General features: G+C 51.4%; 16 protein-coding genes and 1 pseudogene. 5 read left to right on the top strand and 12 right to left on the bottom strand.

What is annotated here, in order from left to right:
* The first annotated feature begins 310 nt into the window (after nt 1–310).
* Nucleotides 311–1,461 (top strand): annotated as a pseudogene (locus ACFPQ4_RS10165) (IS110 family RNA-guided transposase).
* 142 nt (nt 1,462–1,603) lie between these two features.
* Here ACFPQ4_RS10165 and ACFPQ4_RS10160 read toward each other — a convergent pair.
* The 10 genes from ACFPQ4_RS10160 to ACFPQ4_RS10115 form a co-directional block, all read right to left on the bottom strand.
* Nucleotides 1,604–2,071, bottom strand: a complete 468-nt coding sequence (locus ACFPQ4_RS10160; RefSeq protein WP_378111726.1) for a helix-turn-helix domain-containing protein — start codon at nt 2,069–2,071, stop codon at nt 1,604–1,606.
* Between the two features lie 640 nt (nt 2,072–2,711).
* Nucleotides 2,712–3,791, bottom strand: a complete 1,080-nt coding sequence (locus ACFPQ4_RS10155; RefSeq protein WP_378111728.1) for an NAD(P)H-dependent flavin oxidoreductase — start codon at nt 3,789–3,791, stop codon at nt 2,712–2,714.
* A 144-nt stretch (nt 3,792–3,935) separates the two neighbouring features.
* Entirely contained in the window at nt 3,936–4,712 is a 777-nt protein-coding gene (locus ACFPQ4_RS10150; protein WP_378111725.1) for a sugar phosphate isomerase/epimerase family protein, read from the bottom strand.
* 439 nt (nt 4,713–5,151) lie between these two features.
* Nucleotides 5,152–5,244, bottom strand: a complete 93-nt coding sequence (locus tag ACFPQ4_RS10145; RefSeq protein WP_378111727.1) for a nuclease-related domain-containing protein — start codon at nt 5,242–5,244, stop codon at nt 5,152–5,154.
* Entirely contained in the window at nt 5,214–5,552 is a 339-nt protein-coding gene (locus ACFPQ4_RS10140) for a hypothetical protein (protein WP_378111729.1), read from the bottom strand. The genes ACFPQ4_RS10145 and ACFPQ4_RS10140 overlap by 31 nt, the downstream gene beginning before the upstream one ends.
* A gap of 198 nt (nt 5,553–5,750) precedes the next feature.
* Nucleotides 5,751–6,812: an ABC transporter substrate-binding protein gene (locus ACFPQ4_RS10135; RefSeq protein WP_378111724.1), complete on the bottom strand. Its 1,062-nt coding sequence runs from the start codon at nt 6,810–6,812 to the stop codon at nt 5,751–5,753.
* A gap of 175 nt (nt 6,813–6,987) precedes the next feature.
* Nucleotides 6,988–7,953, bottom strand: coding sequence for a galactofuranose ABC transporter, permease protein YjfF (yjfF, locus tag ACFPQ4_RS10130; RefSeq protein WP_378111723.1), 966 nt, complete (start codon nt 7,951–7,953; stop codon nt 6,988–6,990).
* A complete protein-coding gene (locus ACFPQ4_RS10125; protein ID WP_378111722.1) occupies nt 7,946–8,983 on the bottom strand; it encodes an ABC transporter permease in 1,038 nt (345 codons plus the stop codon). The genes yjfF and ACFPQ4_RS10125 overlap by 8 nt, the downstream gene beginning before the upstream one ends.
* 5 nt (nt 8,984–8,988) lie before the next feature.
* Nucleotides 8,989–10,506: a sugar ABC transporter ATP-binding protein gene (locus ACFPQ4_RS10120; protein WP_378111721.1), complete on the bottom strand. Its 1,518-nt coding sequence runs from the start codon at nt 10,504–10,506 to the stop codon at nt 8,989–8,991.
* A gap of 92 nt (nt 10,507–10,598) precedes the next feature.
* Nucleotides 10,599–11,645 carry an ABC transporter substrate-binding protein gene (locus ACFPQ4_RS10115; protein WP_378111719.1) on the bottom strand — a complete coding sequence of 349 codons (1,047 nt, stop codon included), beginning with the start codon at nt 11,643–11,645 and terminating at the stop codon, nt 10,599–10,601.
* Between the two features lie 277 nt (nt 11,646–11,922).
* On the opposite strand from ACFPQ4_RS10115, the gene ACFPQ4_RS10110 reads away from it, so the two are divergent.
* Genes ACFPQ4_RS10110 through ACFPQ4_RS10100 form a run of 3 tightly spaced genes read left to right on the top strand, consistent with a single transcriptional unit; the run spans nt 11,923 to nt 16,388 of the window.
* The gene (locus ACFPQ4_RS10110; protein WP_378111718.1) at nt 11,923–13,722 is read left to right on the top strand and encodes a sensor histidine kinase; all 1,800 of its coding nucleotides are present in this window, start codon (nt 11,923–11,925) and stop codon (nt 13,720–13,722) included.
* A gap of 7 nt (nt 13,723–13,729) precedes the next feature.
* On the top strand, nt 13,730–15,379 hold the full coding sequence (locus ACFPQ4_RS10105; protein ID WP_378111717.1) for a response regulator: 1,650 nt from the start codon (nt 13,730–13,732) through the stop codon (nt 15,377–15,379).
* Nucleotides 15,357–16,388: a substrate-binding domain-containing protein gene (locus ACFPQ4_RS10100; protein WP_378111716.1), complete on the top strand. Its 1,032-nt coding sequence runs from the start codon at nt 15,357–15,359 to the stop codon at nt 16,386–16,388. The genes ACFPQ4_RS10105 and ACFPQ4_RS10100 overlap by 23 nt, the downstream gene beginning before the upstream one ends.
* Nucleotides 16,389–16,770: 382 nt before the next feature.
* On the opposite strand, the gene ACFPQ4_RS10095 is transcribed toward ACFPQ4_RS10100, so the two are convergent.
* Nucleotides 16,771–18,261, bottom strand: coding sequence for an alpha-N-arabinofuranosidase (locus ACFPQ4_RS10095; protein ID WP_378111715.1), 1,491 nt, complete (start codon nt 18,259–18,261; stop codon nt 16,771–16,773).
* Between the two features lie 5 nt (nt 18,262–18,266).
* Complete coding sequence (locus tag ACFPQ4_RS10090; RefSeq protein ID WP_378111714.1) at nt 18,267–18,584, bottom strand: DUF6171 family protein; 318 nt, start codon at nt 18,582–18,584, stop codon at nt 18,267–18,269.
* 126 nt (nt 18,585–18,710) lie between these two features.
* Between ACFPQ4_RS10090 and ACFPQ4_RS10085 the strand changes: the two genes are divergently transcribed.
* A complete protein-coding gene (locus tag ACFPQ4_RS10085; RefSeq protein WP_378111713.1) occupies nt 18,711–19,490 on the top strand; it encodes a helix-turn-helix domain-containing protein in 780 nt (259 codons plus the stop codon).
* Nucleotides 19,491–19,560 lie beyond the last annotated feature (70 nt).

Here is a 19,560-nt window from a genome sequence, read left to right as displayed (position 1 = left end):
ATCTTACCAAGGAGTCTTTTTGTTTTTCAAACTCGATATTTCTTCATTATAGGAATGCTGCCCGTTCGTATTATAAGGTCAACCAGTTCTTACTGGTTGATCCTTTTTTGTTTTGGTTGGAGGATTTAAGGTAGCCGGGTCGAACGTACCTGCCCGTGGGACTTGATCCCGAGAGCTATAATGTTCACCACTACTTGTCATGACCATGATTGAGGCTGGTTGGGACAAAGATCCCGTATCACCTGCGATGCTATGGAGCGACAAGCAAAGTCATAGGGGTTACCGGTAAATCACTTCAAGGAGAGATCGGATGAATCCTGTAATCGGGCTTGATATTTCAAAAGGAGAAAGCCATGGACAGACCTTTTTAGATCGGGGGAAACCTTTCAGAGGGACATTCCAATTCACCCATACACGAGACGGGCTTTTGCAATTGCTTCATGTGATTCAAGACGTTGAGCACGCTTCTGGTCAACGTCCAACGCTTATTCTTGAAGCGACCGGACATTATCAAAGTCCTGTCGTTCAATTCTTAGAGGAGCATCACTGTGTTTACATCGTGATTAATCCGCTCATTTCAAATCGACTAAGAAAATCAAATCTGCGTAAGGTAAAAACGGATGCTGCCGATGCTTATCTTCTAGGTGAGCTTCACTACAAGGAAGAGTTCGAACCGTTTAGAAAAAGAGGCGTGCAGCTACTTGATTTGCGCTATCTGACACGGCAATTTGAATCCTTCTCGAAAATGTGCGTGCAAACTAAATTACAATTCCAAGCTGTTTTGGATCAAGTATTCCCTGCCTACAAGGGCGTATTTGGGGCTATGTATTCAAGTGTTTCACTTCGATTATTATATGAATTTCCAACGTCATATTCGGTGTTACAAACCGATGAAGAGACGATTAAAACTAAGATCGAGACTCTTCTCACATCAAAACGAGGGCGTTCAGAGAACTGGATTAACGAGCGCACTCAGCGGCTGTTAGATGCCGCAAAACAAAATCCGTTTCAACAAACCTTGTATGCAAGCCACTTAATTAATCTGAGGATCTTAATCTCGATTATTCTTCAATACCAGGAGCATTAATCCAGTCGATTCCCGGTATCGGCCATAAAATTGCTGCAACAATTTTATCCGAAGTCGGGGAAGTCGACCGATTTGATCATCCAAAAAAGCTAGTCGCTTTTGCTGGTATTGACCCGAACGTCTTTGCTTCAGGCAAATTCACAGCAACTCGAAATCGAATCACCAAACGTGGTTCGCGACAACTTCGTTATGCGCTAGTTATGGCTGTCCAGTGCGGCCTGATTCGTTCGCGTAATACCCGACTGAAAGAGTTCTATGAACGTAAAAGAGCTGAAGGAAAGCCACATAAAATCGCTCTGGTCGCATGTGCTAATAAGCTTGTTCATTGGTTACATGCCATTATGAAGAGCAAAAAGACCTTTCGTGATGCATAACAAATCACCAATGGTATAACCTTCCAAGACGAGATAATTGAAGGGTTATTTGACGTGCTTATTTTTCAATATATCATATGAGCTCAGTTAACTTTACTGGTAATGTTAACAAGCTATTAGCTGGTATAGCGTAACGAACTGTTTAAGCGGTAACTTCGCTTACTGCGGTTAAGACTTTTCCAATAAAATATGGATTTCCCCAGATAATATAGCGCCCTTTCTTTGCTTCATCATCGTAGAAATATTGAAACTTGGCCTTTCCACGATGGGGATTAGTCTCATTCATATGCCACATTACGATTTCGGAGATTTTGATAGCTTCTGGTGTCCCTACATAGCAATCAAGGATAGTGCAAACTTGGAGCTTACCATCAATTTCACTATCAATGCCACGTAAAAATGTCTCAATATCATTAGTTGCTTTTCTTTTAAGGTTTTCAAATCGTCCACCAATAAACATTTCTGCATCCTCCTTTCGGATTCTCCATTCAGCACCAACTTTCGAAGCCTTAAGTTGTTTATCGTGAATGTAGCGTCTAACTGTTCTTGGATGCAGGTCAAGCATTTGTGCGAACTGGTCAACGGTAAGGAATTCAGCTATCTCTATCACCTCCAAATGTCCGTATAATTACATATTATTCTACGTTGTCACTTTTGTAAATCATTAGAAACATTAGGTTGGACTGGCAACCCCCCCTACCTGTTACTTCAACAAACAAAAAGAGATGCCGCGTAGCAACTCCTTTTTCCCACCGACAAAGGCTTCGTTTTTCTGGCACGTTACTTCAGCATTCAAATAGAACTACTTGTTTGATATTAATTCGTACAAGGTATGCACGTCGCAACTAAGGGAATCAGCTATCGATATTGCGACTTTAAGCGGCATCACTCTTTTATTTTCAATAAAGTCATAAATTCGTTCAGGTTTAAAAAGCAGCTCTTTCGCCAACGATTCCGCTGATATTCCTGATTCCAGTAATCGTTCATGCAGTAAGCAACGTCCAAGTTCGAATTTCAAAGTAGTGATGACCTCCAGAGTACGATAATATTTTTACCTTAAGCGTTTTCCATTGTTAGCGTAAATAAACATTAAAGGGGAGCTACGACGAAGGCAAAGAACACCAAAATAAAAACAAGCAATGGATCTGTTCCATCGCCGCGCACACATACCGTATAATCACCTACGCTTCTACGTACTAGCAACTCCTCAACTATCGTTCCCCGTTAGGAGTTTAATGACGACACCAGACTCATTCCCTAAGATTACCCATGCTTTTGATAAGAAGGTAAGCCTGATCAAGGGTCTGTTTAACGATTTCCGAAGCTGATTGATCTTGGGATAACCTAAGACCTTGGCCCGCCCAGAGTGACATATACTCTGGGTTACCCACTTTAGAGGCCGCCTGGCGAATATCTCTCGTCAAAGCATTTTGAATCGGGTAGGCGGGGATAGTCCCCTCATAGAAATGCATATTCTTCATAAAGTCAGTGAGAATGCCACGTGCAGCTTTGCCCGAATAGAAATTTGTAACCTCAGTTGAATCTTCTTTTGATGAAAGTATCTTCTGCTTATGGACTGCATGCGCCCCACTTTCAATGCTTGCTAAAAAAGCGGTGCCCATTTGTACTGCGGAAGCCCCTAATGCAAGGCTTGCAACAAGCCCACGCCCGTCCATGATGCCACCCGATGCAATAACAGGAACTGACACATGATCCACGACCTGAGGAACAAGTGCCATAGTACCAATCAGTGCGTCTGCGGTGCTCGGTAAGAAAGAACCGCGATGTCCTCCTGCCTCACTTCCTTGGGCTACAACTGCGTCTACTCCTGCGGCTTCTAAAGCGATAGCTTCATCGACTGTCGTTGCTGTGCCAACGACAAACATCCCTTGTTGTTTCATGGATTGAATGACGTCGTGCGACGGTATGCCAAAGGTGAAACTAAAAACGGAGACATATCCTTCAAGCACAGCTTGTACTTGTTCTTCGAACGACTCCACAAACTTCGGAATCGATGTACTTGGAGCAATGCCAACCTCCATGCGATATTTATTAAGATAATCATTCATATTAGCAATGGTGTCTTCGGGTGTGCTCGGTTGCTCGGGTACGAACAAGTTTACACCAAAGGGACGATCTGTTCTTTGCTTTATCTCCCTGATCGCATTTCTGATTTGCTCAGCCGATAAATAACCTGCACCGAGGCTTCCTAACCCTCCAGCGTTTGATACTGCTGCAACTAAATCTGGCGTCGTCGGACCACCTGCCATTGGTGCTTGAAGAATAGGGTATTCAATATTAAGTTTGCGTGTCAGTTCCGTATTCATTATCTCGAACTCCTCTGGGCTCCTTTTTATCAAAACCCTTGTTCTAAGTTTTACAAATATGATAGCACGAGTTGGTACTATTCTGCCCGTTAGCGGAGAAAACAAAAACAGTTGCCGAAGCAACCGCTGTTTTACTATCGTGTCCCGTTAGCGTAATGCCTCCAGCCTCTTTGCACGTTCAAACGCATTATGTAAAAACTCTTTAGCCGATAGATTCTCATAATCCCAATTCATGGCCTCTATTGCGGTCGCTCCTGAATAACCCGTCTCCGCAATTTTTTTCATTGTTGTAGACCAATCAGTCGTCCCGTCAAAGGGTAACCCGTGTTGGGCATAACTTCCGTTATTATCATGTAAATGTAGTGCCATCAACCGGGAACCGTACTTGGATAATAGATCATCGCCCGGATAGAAGCGGTAGTGATGTCCGCAGTCGTAACAGAATCCGATACGCTGGGAATCCACTTGCTCCAATACATATGCCAAATTGGAAAGGTTCTTTACATTCTCCAATGCAACATTGACGCCAAGCTGTTCAGCTTCTTCAGTGATTCTCTTAATTCTATCCAGGCCCAATGCATTATATGGAATGTCTTCGTGGGGCATGTGCACCACCATTGTCGGAATCTCGAATTCCGCGCAATCTGCAACACATTGCAAATAACACTCAGTAGCGGCTTCACCGTCCAGATTATCATGCCAGAGGTTGTTTTCGTGTATGACAGGCGCGTGGATATTTTCTATAAACAGACCCGCTTCTCTCGCAATTTGCGGGCCGTTACGGTAATCGTTCCGCCCAAAGCAGTCCCGACCAAAGTCATCGCTCCACCATAATAAAACGCCATCAAATCCGGCTTCTTTTATTAACTGATAAAGTTCTTTATTCGGCTGTTTATAGCCAAACCAATCATATATGGTTATCATAAGCCTCTTCCTTTCCTAATAATTGGTTCTTGTGAGGCTATGTTATTATTCAATTAATTACTTAGCAAACCTCTTTGAAGTGAGCGTCTAATTTTCTTGTTTACATGGAACGTATTTCGGTATTTTGATCAAGCAAAAAACCGCCCTAATTGGGCGGCTTTGGGTTAGGCTGAAGCGTTAGTTGAGTTCTTCTTCATTTGCACATATGCCAAATGCTTAGCTTTTACTTCATCAGATACATCCGTAAAAGGCATGAGTTTATCAATAAATTCTGAGCAACGGGAATCACTTAGTGATATCTCCGATTGTGTTACGATTTTCTCCAACGTTTCCTGCAGCAATTGATGCTTAGTAATAAAGACATCAGGCGAACTCCATTTTACTAAGTCAATATTACACTGATCACCAAATGCAATAACAGAATAGCAGGGAACTCCATCTATCGCAGTACCGAAGAATCGTCATTTCCAACGATAACACCGCGATAGTTTTTTGATTCAACTACATAGATACCGCTTGTATGGACTCCGATAAGATCGACCTCTGTATAGGCATCCCTGTTGACCGGCACGTAAACGGATAGAGAATTTGCATCTTGGGATCAAAAGAGGAGAAATGCTCTGCAACTATTCTTTCGCCGATTTCACCAGAGCTGTGATCTCGCATCCATTTACGCCTTTCTTCAGCATCTTTACTTTCTTGATCCCTTCTCATGGCTTCCAGCCGCCAAGCATCCCTTTGTTCCGGAGATGCTTTAACTGACCCCGTTTGCGACCCAAATATGCCGGAAAACACTGAGATTAGTATAATACCTCCAAAGACAATCAATAACACTAACATGCTGACAACTCCTATATGACAGATGGTTCCATTGTAATTGAAAGGAAGCATTTTCTAAATAGAACAAATGAAAATAGGTCTGTTAATTCACTAAGCGGAACGCGCAATTCGGAGAGAAAATGTCCCGTGAAATGCATAAAAAACTGCCGCAACCCTCGCGACAGTTCTCTACTTTATAACTTGATTTCTTTTCACGCCTCAATATTTCCGATTATGCACTTCGCGCTCCGCCATCTGCTCGGTAAACACGCTCTCCGCCGGCACGATCCGCTTGGGCAGCGTCCGTCCTTGGATAATCTCGGTAGCCGCCTGGATCAAGTTCGGCCCGAGCAACGGATTGCATTCGACCACGAGGTTGATCTTGCCTAGCGCTAACATTTCCAATGCTTTGCGCGTCCCGTCCACGGAAATAATGACGATATCTTTCCCCGGCTTCAGACCGTACTCCTCGATCGCTTCGATCGCGCCGAGCGCCATGTCGTCGTTGTGAGCGAACAGCACCTTGATCTCTTTCCCTCGTTCCTTCAAAAACCGGCGCATTGTTTCTTTGCCCTTCTCGAAGGTGAAGTCCGCGAAGTCGCTCTCCAGGAAGACAAAATCGGAATGTCCTTCGATCGTATCGCGGAACCCTTTGCCCCGTTCGATCGAAGGCGACGAGCCTTCCGTTCCTTTTAACTCCGCGATTCCGATCGGTCCAGCCATATCTCTCGTTTTGTCCAAAAAATATTTGCCCGCTTTACGGCCCTCTTCATAGAAGTCGGCTCCGATGAAGGTTACGTACAGCGAAGAATCTTGCACGTCGATGGAACGGTCGGAAATGATGACAGGAATGCCCGCGGCCTTGGCCTCTTTGAGTATCGGCTCCCAGCCAGATTGGATGACCGGGGCGATGGCGATGACGTCCACCTTCTGCTGGATGAACGACCGGACCGCTTCGAATTGCTTTTGTTGGGACGACTCCGCGTTCTCGAACTTCAATTCGACGCCCGCTTCTTGGGCCGCGCCTTTAATAGATTCGGTATTCGCGACTCGCCAGTCGCTCTCCGAGCCTAGCTGCGAAAAGCCGAGCACGATCGGCGAAGAGGGCAGTGGATCGACGTCGGTGTCGCGATCGGATATCCCGTCCGGGATGACGGACGTCGCAGACGCCGTGCTGGACACGGTTGAATTAGCGTCATCGTCGCACCCCGACAGAAGGAGCATGAGCGCAATGACGATCGCCCCGAGAACGCTGCCGTTCCAACTTTTCCGATTTCGCACGGATCATTCCACCCTCTGGATGTTAATCGTTCGTGTCATTCCTTAAGACTCCGTTATCATTATAAATGAAAACGTTGCGTCTGTAAGGACAATCTGTCCTCACGGACAAGAAGACGAAGCAGACGTAGGGCCTCCTCGTAATCCGGGCAGCTTGCAGGCTCCGCCGGGGGACGTGTTACAGCTTCTGGGTAGCTTGCCGCGCGCTCAGCACGCGTTGGAACAGAATGAACAGGAACAACAACAGCCCGATAACGATCTTCGTCCACCACGAGCTAAGCGTTCCTTCGAAGCTGATGATCGTCTGGATGACCCCTTGGATCAGTACGCCGAAGAACGTGCCGAAAATATAACCGACGCCGCCGGTTAGCAGCGTTCCGCCGATAACGACGGAGGCGATCGCATCGAGCTCTAGCCCCATCGCGTGCAGCCCGTAGCCGGACAGCATGTAGAAGGTGAACACGACGCCGGCGAGCGCGGAGCAGAATCCGCTGAGCGTATACACGGCGATTTTCGTGCGCGCGACCGGCAAGCCCATGAGCAAAGCCGACTGCTCGCTTCCTCCGAGCGCGTAAATATTGCGACCAAACCGCGTGTAATGCGCGATGTACAAGCCGGCAGAAACGACGATCAGTGCGATTAGCACGCTGATCGAGATGAAGCTTCCGCCCGGCAAATGAATTTTCGTCTGCGCCATTTTCGCGTAGAACGGATCCTCGATCGTAATCGTATTGATACTGATCACGTAACAGAGTCCGCGGGCCAAGAACATGCCTGCGAGCGTAACGATGAACGGTTGGATTTTGAAGTAATGGATAACCGCGCCCATTCCCCAGCCGAACAGGGAACCCATGACCAGCACGAGCGGAATGACGATCGCCGGGGACCAGCCGTGATCCTGTACGAGGCTGGCCGACACCATCGTCGTGAGCGCGATGACCGAGCCGACGGAGAGATCGATGCCGCCCGTCACGATGACAAGTGTCATGCCTACCGCAACGATCAGTAGAAACGCGTTATCGATAAGAAGATTGAATATGACCTGCAGCGAGAAAAATCCGGTATATCGGAACGCTCCCGCGAGGAACATGACCGCGAACAAGAACACCGTCACCGCGATGGACAAATACTTTTGCTTAAACATGCTTGACGACCTCCCGCTCGGCCGGATACCGGCGCGTTTTCCAGCGTTGAACGAGCGTCTTGCGGAACGTCTCCGACTGGATGAGGCAGACGACGAGCACGACGAAAGCTTTGACGACGAGCGTAATTTCCGGAGGCACGCCGATCATGTAAATCGTCGTCGTCAGCGTCTGGATAATAAGCGCGCCGATCACAGTGCCCATCAAATAAAATCTGCCGCCCGTTAACGACGTTCCGCCGATTACGACGGCCAAGATCGCGTCGAGCTCGTACCAAAGGCCGGCATTGTTGCCGTCGGCGCTCGATACGTTGGAGCTAAGAATAAGTCCGGCGATCGCCGCGCACAGCCCGCAGAACAAGTACACCGCGATCAGAACGTACCGCGAGCGAATGCCCGCCAGACGGCTTGCGTTCGGATTGCGTCCGACGGATTCGATGAACAATCCCAGCGCCGTACTGCGCGTCAAAAGCCCGGCTATGACGAATACGGCGGCGACGATGAAGATCGAGAACGGAAGACCGAGCAGCGAGCCCGAGCCGATGTACCCGTAGGAATCGCTCGTAACGGTGATGATTTGACCCGAAGTAATCAACTGGGCGATCCCTCTTCCGGCAACCATCAGAATAAGCGTCGCGATAATCGGCTGAATGCCGATAACCGAGACGAGCAAGCCGTTCCAAAGCCCCAGCACTAGCGCGATTCCAAGCGCAAGACCGATTGCGGTCATGACAAGTCCGAGCGCGCTCTGATCAGCGCCTTTGCTGATCGTTAGGCAAGCCATCGCGCCCGAGATCGCGACCACGGAGCCTACCGATAGATCGATGCCGCCCGTCGCGATGACGAGCGTCATGCCGATCGCCACCAGAATAAGCGGCGAGCCGAAATTCAGAATATCGATCAGCGTGCCGTAGAGATGGCCTCCGCGGACTTGAATCGTATAGAAGTCTTCCGGCGAATAGAACAAATTGAACAGCAGCAACGCGGCCAGCGTCGCTAGCGGCCAGAACAAATGATGCCGATGTATACGCACTTAAGTCACCCTCCCGCGATTGCCTGCATCACTTGCTGCTGGCCGATGTCGTCTTGCATTTCCTTTACTTTTTTGCGGTCGCGCAGCACGACGATCCGGTCGCTGACGCGAACGACTTCCTCGAGCTCCGAGGAGACGAACAGCACCGACATCCCTTGCTGCGCCAAAGACAGCACGAGCTTCTGGATTTCGGCCTTCGCTCCGACGTCGATGCCCCGCGTAGGCTCGTCAAGTATGAGCAGCTTCGGCTGGGTTATGAGCCAACGGGCCAGGATAACCTTCTGCTGATTGCCTCCGCTCAAGTTTTTGACCAGATGCTCCGGATTCGGCGGATTAATGTTCAGCATCCGAATGTACTGCTCCGCGAGCTCGTCTTGCTTCTTGCGCGGCATTCTTCGCAGCCAGCCGCGCGTTGCTTGCATCGCCAGCACGATATTCTCGCGAACGGTCAAATCGTCGATGATGCCTTCCGTCTTCCGGTTTTCCGGACAGAAGGCGATGCCCTCGTCGATTGCCTGCCTAGGCGAATGAATCCCGTCCGCGGTACCGTTCAGCTGCAACCGCCCTTGGTCCGGTCGATCCACGCCGAAGAACAAGCGCGCCATCTCCGTTCGGCCGGAGCCGAGCAGGCCTGCCAAGCTGACGACCTCTCCTTTGCCGAGAAGCAGATCGAACGGCTCGATCGCTCCCTTGCGCCCGAGTCCGATCGCTTCGAGCAGCGGCTCTTGCGGTCCCGAGCGCTCTACGCTGCCGGCTTTCGGCAACTCGCTAAGCAACTCCAGCTCCTTGCCGATCATCTTAGACACCAATTCTATGCGGGGTAGCTGCGTCGCCTCATACTCCCCGACAAATTCCCCGTTACGGAGAATGGTTATTCGATCCGAAATTTCGTACACCTGGTCCAGGAAGTGGGTGACGAACAAAATCGCCAAGCCGTCTTCCTTGAGCTTGCGCATGATCTTGAACAACTGCTGTACTTCGTTGCGGTCGAGGCTCGACGTCGGTTCGTCCAATATGAGCACCTTCGCCGAGATGTTCAGAGCTCTGGCGATCGCAACCAATTGTTGAATCGCGACCGAATACATGTACAGCGGCTGCGTGACATCGATCTGCAGCAGCAGCCTGTCGTGGAGCAACTGCTCCGCCTTGCGGTTCATTTCTTTCCATAAAATGTGTCCGAAGCGGCGCGGCTCTCTTCCGATGAAAATATTTTCCGCGACCGTTAAGTTCGGACACAAATTGACCTCTTGGTAAACCGTGCTTATTCCCGCTCCCTGCGCTTGCTCCGGACTTTGAATCGTAACCGCGCGTCCCCCTAGCTCCACGTCGCCCCGATCGATTGAATAGACGCCCGTAAGCACTTTGATCAACGTCGACTTGCCGGCCCCGTTCTCCCCCATCAACGCATGGACTTCGCCCGGAAAGAGACGGAAATCTACTCCGTTCAGCGCCTTAACGCCGGGAAAATGCTTATAAATGCCGCTCATTCGCAAATACGGCGCCCGTTGTTGTCCGTCGTTCATGTTTGACACCCTCTCCCTTAAGAGAGAAAGCCGCTCCGGGACGGATACCCGGCAGCGGAGCGGCTTATCTCTTCGTTATCGCGTTCGGCTAATTAATATTTGCGGTTCGGGAGCGCTTCCTTCGCTTGCTCCGAAGTGAACGTGCCGTCTTCGGTCACGATGCGCTTAGGCAGGTCTTTGCCCGCGAGCAAGTCTTTGGCGGATTGCATCAGCAGCGGTCCGAGCAACGGGTTGCACTCGACGATGTAGTTGATTTTTCCGTCGGCTGCGGCTGTCATGCCGTCTTTAACGCCGTCGATGGAGATGATTTTGATGTCTACGCCCGGTTTCAGGCCTGCAGCTTCGATCGCTTGAATCGCGCCGAGCGCCATATCGTCGTTGTGGGCGTAAAGAACGTCGATATCTTTGTTCGCTTTCAAGAACGCTTGCATAACTTCTTTGCCTTTGGCGCGGGTGAAGTCGCCGGTTTGGGAAGCGATGATTTTCAGGTGCGGGTTAGCGGCGATCTTCTCGCCGAAGCCTGCTTTGCGGTCGTTCGCCGGAGCGGAGCCCGTCGTGCCTTGAAGCTCGACGATGTTAACGTCTTCCGTCGCGTCTTTGTATTGATCGACGAGCCAGTCGCCTGCGCGGCGGCCTTCTTCGACGAAGTCGGAGCCCATGAACGTTACGTACAGCGAAGTGTCTTTGGAATCTACGGCGCGGTCGGTCAGGATAACCGGGATGCCTGCGTCTTTAGCTTCTTTAAGCACCGTATCCCAGCCCGATTCTACGACCGGGGAGAACGCGATGACGTCGACCTTTTGCTGAATGTAAGAGCGAATCGCTTTGATTTGGTTCTCTTGTTTTTGTTGCGCATCGGAGAATTTCAGGTCGATGCCCGCTTCTTTCGCCGAATCTTGGATCGATTGCGTATTCGCCGAGCGCCAGCCGCTCTCCGCTCCGACTTGGGCGAAGCCCATCACGATTTTTTTGTCTCCGGCTGCTTCGGACGCAGGCGCATCGCTGCTGGCCGCAACCGATGCCGCCGGCTCTTTGCTGGCATCCGCATTGTTATTATTGTTGTTTTTGCCGCATGCCGCGGATACGAGCACCATGGCCGACAGGACTAGCAAGACCCCTAATTTAGCTGTTTTCATCATCTCTTTCCTTACCTCCCATGTAGTTCGCCAACGTCTTATCCGGTGGCGTGATGCCATTATAAAACGCTTTCAAAAGCGCAAGATACGGAGCTTCGCGTGAATTCGATGTGTTCTTTTGGGCATTTTCGGCGGACCGATTCGGCGTTGGTTTGTTTTCTTGTGCGTAAATTGGACTTTTCCGGTAATGTCAGCGTTTGCATAGATCGATAGGCATCCATTTGCTATAGTAGAAATGGAATTGTAATCGCATACACACCGGAAAGGGCATGGCCAGCCTATGAAGCTAATCCGATTGACTAGCATGCGCGCCAAAATGCTGATCATGTTCGTAACCCTAACCTCGATTCCTTTGATCGTCGTAGGACTGCTCTCCTATCAAAAGTCGTACAACACGGTGTCCGGACATAGCAAAGCGTCGACGATGCTAGCGGCCAGCCAGCTCGGGAGAAATATCGACGTCTTGTTCGAGGACGCGGGCAAGCTGCTGGAGCTAGGCAAAAATCCGCAAGTCATCCGGTTCCTCTTCTCCCAAACCGACACGTACGACGATGCCAAAGAGATTCTTAACACCTTCAGTCTCTATCGGGAGACCTACAAGTACGACAGCGTTCTTAATATTACGATGGTCAATTTGTACGGCCGGGGAATCAGCGAACGCAAGGGCGTCTTCCAGATGGATCGCAATCCGATGCGCAACCCACATTTTCAAGAATTGATGAACCGTCCCGACGAAATTTTGAATATCCCGCCTACGGATTCGTCTCCGCTCGACCGGTTGGACGGCTTCGATTATCCGCGGCAGAACGTAATCTCTATTATGACGGCCGTCAAAAACGGCATAACGCACGAGGTTATCGGATACATCGTTATCGATCTCGTGGATACGGGGCTCGAGCAGTACCGGAACAACGTGATCATAGGTAAGACCGGTTTCTTCTACGTAACGGACCGAACCGGTCGTCCGATCTTCTATCCGGCAAACAAGCCCGATGCGTTCAAAATGGTAAATAATCTCGATCTGTCCGCCAATCTAGCGAAAGCGCAAGCGAGTTACGTAGATTCTACGTCCGGCAAGCCGAAGTTCATCGTCTTCACGACGTCGTCGATGACCGGTTGGAAGATCGTAGGCGTCGTCCCGCTGCAGGAAATTATGGTCGAGGCCAATTCGATTCGCCAGCTGATCATTATCAGCGTCGCCCTTAGCATTATTTTCGCTATCGCGCTTAACTTCTTCATCACGGCCCGCCTTACCCGCCCTGTCCAACTGCTTAAGAACAAAATGCGCCAAGCCGCTTCCGGTTACTTCGACGCTAAGGTCAAGCCGACGGGACATGACGAAATCGCCGACCTAGGCATCAGCTTCAACACTATGCTAGAGAAAATCAACGATTTGATAGACCAGCACGTCAAAGAGCAAGACCATATTCAGAAGGCGGAGCTCCGCACGCTGCAGGCGCAAATCCACCCCCACTTCCTCTACAATACGCTCGATTCGATCGTCTGGATGGCGGAAGCCGGCAAGAACGACCAGGTGATCCTGCTCGTGCAGGCGCTCTCCCGGTTTTTCCGAAGCAGTCTCAATAGAGGGCTCGACTGGATCCCGCTCAAGGAAGAATTGGAGCATGCCCGCAGCTATCTCGTTATCCAACGCGTGCGTTATCGGGACATTCTCGATTTCGAAATCGAAGCGCCGAATTTTCTGGACGATTGCCGGATTTTGAAAATGACGCTGCAGCCGATCGTCGAGAACGCGCTGTATCATGGCATTAAAAACAAACGCGGCAAAGGGCTCATACGCATCTCATGCGAGGAAGCTTCGAATCAGGAGCTTCGCATCGTCGTCTCCGACAACGGAATCGGTATGAGCGAAGAGCGGTTAGCAAAGTTGCGCGAGCAGCTCAGCCGGCACTTTATCCCCGAAGAGACGACGGGATCGGAAGTATCGGGCGGCTTCGGGCTTCATAACGTCGCCCAGCGGCTCCGTCTCTATTACGGGGAGTCTTATAAGATCGAAGTAGACAGCGTAGACCGGGAAGGCACGACGGTGACGTTCCGAATTCCTAAGCAAAGGAGATGACAAGGCGATGAAAAAAGTAATGCTGGTCGACGACGAAATCGTCATTCGGGAAAATATCAGGGATTGTGTCGATTGGGAACGCGAAGGCTTCGTCTATTGCGGAGACGCCTCCGACGGGGAGCTTGCGCTGCCGATGATCGAATCTCTCATGCCGGACATTCTCATCACCGACATTAAGATGCCTTTCCTGAACGGCCTGGAGCTTAGCGCCATCGTTCGCAAAAGAATGCCGGATACGAAAATAATTATTTTGAGCGGCCACGACGAATTCGAGTACGCGCGTTCGGCGCTGCGGATCGGGATCGAGGAATATTGCTTGAAGCCGATAAGCGCTACCGATCTGGTCGGCGTTCTCCGCAGCGTCAGCTTGCAGATCGATAAGGAAAGAAGCGAGAAGGAACGGCTCGAATCGTTGCGGCTGAGCGAGACCGGAAGCCAGTCGCAGTCCCGGGAGAAGCTGCTCGCCGACATTTGCACCGGCATGATCACGACGGCGGAAGCACTGGACACGGCGTCCGCGCTGTCGATCAATTTGATGGCCCGCTACTACGCGGTCGTCATCACGGACATCCGTTGCAGCGTTAGCCAGTCCGCGTCGCTCGATTACGGTATCGTGGAGCACGCCGAAGAACGACTGCGGCAGAAGCTGTCCTTGGGTGCGGAGACGTTGGAATTCAGACGCAGCCGAACCGAAAGAGTGTGGATTCTGAAGCACGATTCGTTGCAGAAGCTCGATGCGGCGCTGGATTACGTTCAGAATGAGCTAAAGACGAATATCGAAGCAACCGCGGGCTGCTGTCTGAGCCTCGGAATAGGCAATATTCACGAACGGCTGCAGCATGTCCACTCCTCCTACTTGGAAGCCGACGAGGATAAGCATTGGAGAAGATTATTGCAGTCCGCGCAAAACCGATGGTCGCTGCGCACGGGAGACGGCGCGCCGGATCCTTCCGTCTATCTCGACCGCCAACGTTACGTCGAATTTCTGAAGATCGGCTCCCCCGCCGACATCGGCGCGGTCGCGAAGTCGCTCTCCGAAGGGCTGCGCAAAGTCGATTGGCGCAGCGACTTGTACGGGTTCTATATGCTCAACGACTTGACGCTCGAAGTGTTCCAGACGGCGAAGAGCATGTACCGCAATCTCGATGGCGCGGAAGCTTCGTTGCAACGATTCCAACAAATGATCGGGGACATCGCCTCATGGGAGGACGCCTCCCGTTACCTCGCGAAGCTCGCCGAGCAGTTCTGGCAATGGCGCAACGGCGCCGCCGACCGCTATGCGGATATGTTGGAGCAAGCGAAGACGTATATCCTCCGGAATTTCGGTCAAGATCGGTTATCGCTGCAAGACGTCGCCGACCACGTATGCGTAAGCGCCAGTCACCTTAGCAAAGTGTTCAGCCAGGAAACCGGCCAGACGTTCATCGAATTTCTGACCCACGCGCGTATACGACGGGCGATGGAGCTGCTGCAGACGACGAGTGACAAGTCCTACGAAATCGCGCACCAAGTCGGCTATAGCGATGCCCATTACTTCTCCAACCTGTTCAAAAAAGTAACGGGCATGACGACCAAAGATTTCCGCAAGCAAGGGCGGACGGACGCGGCGAGCGCAGATTGGGAAGGAGCAACGAATGAAGCAGGCGGAATGGCTTAAAATATGCGGCCTTGTCCTACTGATTGGCATACTGCTCGTGACGGGAGGATGCAAATTCGCGCTCGGAGGCATTGGATCCGATACGGATGACTCGGGCAAGAACGCTAAGACGGACGTCGTTACTACGGTTACGGCAGGCCAGACTGCGGCCATGAGGTCTCCCGTCCCGACTACAGTCGCTGCCGATCATCTTACGTTCGGTATCATCTATCCGATGGCCCATCCTTTCTACGAGATGATTACCGAATACGCCAAAGAAGCCGCCGCCAAGGAAGGCGTGCAGCTCATCGTCAAAGCGCCGGACGAAGCGAACTTGGAGCAGCAAATTCGGATGATGGAGACGTTGATCAAGCAGAAGGTCGACGGCATCGCCATCGATCCCGTCGACAAGTTTGCCCTCGCTCCGGTTATCGATAAAGCCATTCAAGCGGGCATCCCGGTCATCTGCTTCGAGTCGGATTCGCCCAAAAGCCGCCGCCTCGCCTATATCGGCTCCGACAATCGTCAAGCGGGTGAGCGAATGGGCAAGCTGCTCGACGGTTTGCTGGAGGGCAAAGGCATGGTCATCATGGAGACCGGCATGTCCGGTATGACCAGCTTGGGCGAGCGCTTGGACGGCTTGCTGAATTACTTGAACCGCCAGACCGAGATCCAAGTGCTCGAAGTGCGCTACAACGAAGGCAAAGAAGCCGCCGCGCTGTCCAATCTCGAACAGATGATCGAGGCGCATCCCCACTTCGACGCTTTCGTCGCGCTCGACGTCATGTCCGGATCGGCGTCCGTGCTCGTCTGGAAAGCGAGCGGGTTGGATCGGTACGCGCTTACGTTCGGCATGATGCCGGAAATTCAGCAAGCGATCGACAACGGGCAAATTACGGCCGCCGTCTCGCAAAACGAGAAGCAATGGGGCGAGCGCATCGTTACCCGATTGCTGGAGGCGACCCAAGGCAAGTCGATACCGCCGTTCGACGATATGGGAACGACGGAGACGCCGGTAGATAACGGATAGCGGATAGCGGGAAAAACAATGGCGGAATCCCAAATCTCATCGAAGATGACTCAGCGATCCCCCCCCCCGTGAAGGTGAGCAAACCGTCTCTAACGGAACTGACAGCTCTTATTGGATGGAAAAACTCAACTTTCATATTCTAACGGAGCTGAGCGACTCTATTGGTCTATTTACTAGCTTCGGGACTGTGATTTGAACGGAATAGAGGCTTACAGTTCCGTTAAACACGCAAGGAGGCGTTAAACATAGGAATAGAGGCTGTGAGTTCCGTTAGAATTGGTCGAGTATTTATTATCTGTAAAAAATCAGCATAGGACTTAAAAAAACAGGATGGAACGGATTTAGATCCTGCTCCATCCTGTTTTATCATATTCGCTTCCGATTACGCCTTCGGCTCCAGTCTAATAACGACGACGGATGCCGCAGGCAAGTTCAGCTTGAGCTTGCCGTTCTGTAGAGCCGCATCGTTATACGGCTGCGGTGCCACGGTGTCGGGTTGCTCGAACGTATTGTGCGCATGGATCGCGCCAGCCGACAGCAGCTTACCTGAGCAAGCATACGCGCCTTCCGTTCCGCGAAGCTCGAGATCGACGTCCGCTCCCTCGGTCGGATGAAGGTTGTATAAGCTGACGTGAACGATGCCGTCCTTCTTCGAAGCCGTTACGCCCACTTGCGCAAGGGAACCGCTCTCACCTTCGATTACATACTGCCCGAATTCGCCGTGGACGGCCAGCGCTTCCGCGTCCTGATGCGCTTTGTACATTTCCATGACGTGATACGTAGGCGTGAGCAGCATTTGCGCGCCTTCGGTCAACACGACGGCTTGCAGCACGTTGACCATTTGAGCCAAATTCGCCATTTGCACGCGTTCGCAATGCTTGTGGAAAATATGCAGATGAACCGCCGCTACGAGCGCGTCGCGCATCGTATTTTGCTGATACAGGAATCCGGGATTCGTGCCCGGCTCGACGTTGAACCATGTGCCCCACTCGTCGACTATGATGCCGACTCGCTTGCTCGGATCGTAACGATCCATTACGGTGCTGTGCCGGGTAAGCAGTTCGTCCATATGCGAGGCCTTCCGCAGCGTGACGAACCAATCGCGTTCGCCGAATTCAGTCGCCGAGCCCTTGTCCTGCCACGTTCCCGGAACCGTATAGTAGTGCAAGCTCAAGCCGTGCATATGGCGCTCCGACTTGTTCATCAGAACGTCGGTCCACCGATAATCGTCCGTGTTCGCTCCGCCCGCGATCTTATAAAGTCGGTTCTCCCCGTAATTGCGCGCGTACGTCTGGAATTGATTGTACAGATCGGCGTAAAACTCCGGCAGCATGTTGCCTCCGCAGCCCCAATTCTCGTTGCCGACGCCGAAGTACTTCAGCTTCCAAGGTTTCTCGCGCCCATTGGCTCTACGCAAATTAGCCATCGGCGAATCGCCTTCGAACGTCATGTATTCGACCCATTCGGACATTTCCTGAACGGTGCCGCTGCCGACGTTGCCGCAAATATACGGCTCTGCGCCGATCAACTCGCATAATCGAAAAAACTCGTGCGTGCCGAAATGGTTATTTTCCACGACGCCGCCCCAGTGCGTGTTGACCATGCGCTTACGGGTTTCCCGAGGACCGATGCCGTCCTTCCAGTGGTATTCGTCCGCGAAGCAACCGCCCGGCCAGCGAAGCACCGGAATGCTCAGATTGCGCAACGCTTCGAGCACGTCATTGCGGAGGCCGTCCGAATTCGGAATATCGGAGTCTTCTCCGACCCATAGCCCTTCGTAAATACATCTGCCCAAATGCTCCGCGAAATGACCGTAAATGTTGCGATTAATAGTGCCTACCGTCCAATCCGCATGCACGACCGCTTTTACCATTTCATTCATGCCTCCTCGAGGGGTGTGGATAGAGATGTCCAGCGTAGCCGTACTGCTTGGTCCGGATGCGGACAACCTTTGTCTTTGAACTTGGCTCTTACTTGCACGAAGCAACCGCAATGCATGCACGTGGACGCGTAAGCAAGACTCTCGCATGTCCGGCATGCCGCGAGTCGCATCGCATACTGCTCGTCCGATACACTATGCTCGGCTTTCACTTTGGACAGCAGTCGCTGGATCTGTTCCGCCGTCGCATGAACGCTTGCCGAGCAACCTTTGCAGCCTTCGCGATCCTGGATTCCAGCTTCGATAATATAGATCACCTAGCTTGCTTGGTTGGTGTTGTTTCCCTTCTAAATTTTAAGAGATTGAGGAATGCCGAACAATCCATTATGATGATATTTACTGACCTATCGTGCTTTATTTGTCGGATAAAGGAGTGTGCCGGGATGTTCGGATTAGTGAGCTGCGGCTATCGATACGTACACGCCGAGGGCATTACGATCGATCGCCCCAACGGCGCGGGAAATTATGCTTTCGTCTTTTTCAAAAACAAGTCCGAAGTCGTTCTGAACGGAAAGTCGACGATCGCTGACGGAGACACGTATATCTTGTTTAGCCCTTCGACGCCCCAATATTATCGGGAATCGGAGCTACCTTTCATCAACGACTGGTTCCACTTGGAGGGAGAAGGCATCGCGGAGTTTCTGTCCGATATTCATTTTCCTCTGGATACGCTTGTCCCGGCCATCGATCCGCTCCTCATTACCCGAAGCATTATGGAGCTGCAACGCGTCCTGCGAATCGGCGGCCCTCTCGGGAATCGAATCATCGACGCGGAAATCCGTAACCTGTTCATGAAGCTAAGCCATCTGCACGAAATGCCCCTTCCTCCGGACAGGCAAGGCCGATACTATAGGCAATTGTCCGAGCTTCGGGATGAATTCTATCATTCGCCTCATTACCATTCGACCGTCGAGAATCTAGCGTTGCGCGTAAATTTGAGCAAGTCCTATTTTCAACACGTCTACAAGGAGCTATTCGGCTGTTCGGTCGTGGCGGACAAGATCAACGGCAGACTGGAATACGCCAAGTACCTGTTAATGAACAGCACGCTGTCCGTATCCGCCATCGCCAGAAGATGCGGCTACGAGCACGATACCCACTTCATGCGTCAATTCAAGAAATTCGTCGGCGTCACGCCCGGGCAATTCAAGTCGGGGGCATAATCTGAATCGAGTAGATAGGGGCGGCAAGCCCCTGACCTCTCACACCACCGTACATGCGGGTCCGCATACG

Origin of the sequence: Cohnella yongneupensis (assembly GCF_042655785.1) — a bacterium.
Taxonomy (GTDB): Bacteria; Bacillota; Bacilli; order Paenibacillales; family Paenibacillaceae; genus Cohnella; species Cohnella yongneupensis.
The sequence above is the reverse complement of the archived record's forward strand: the minus strand, read 5'-3'. Positions and strand labels throughout refer to the sequence as shown.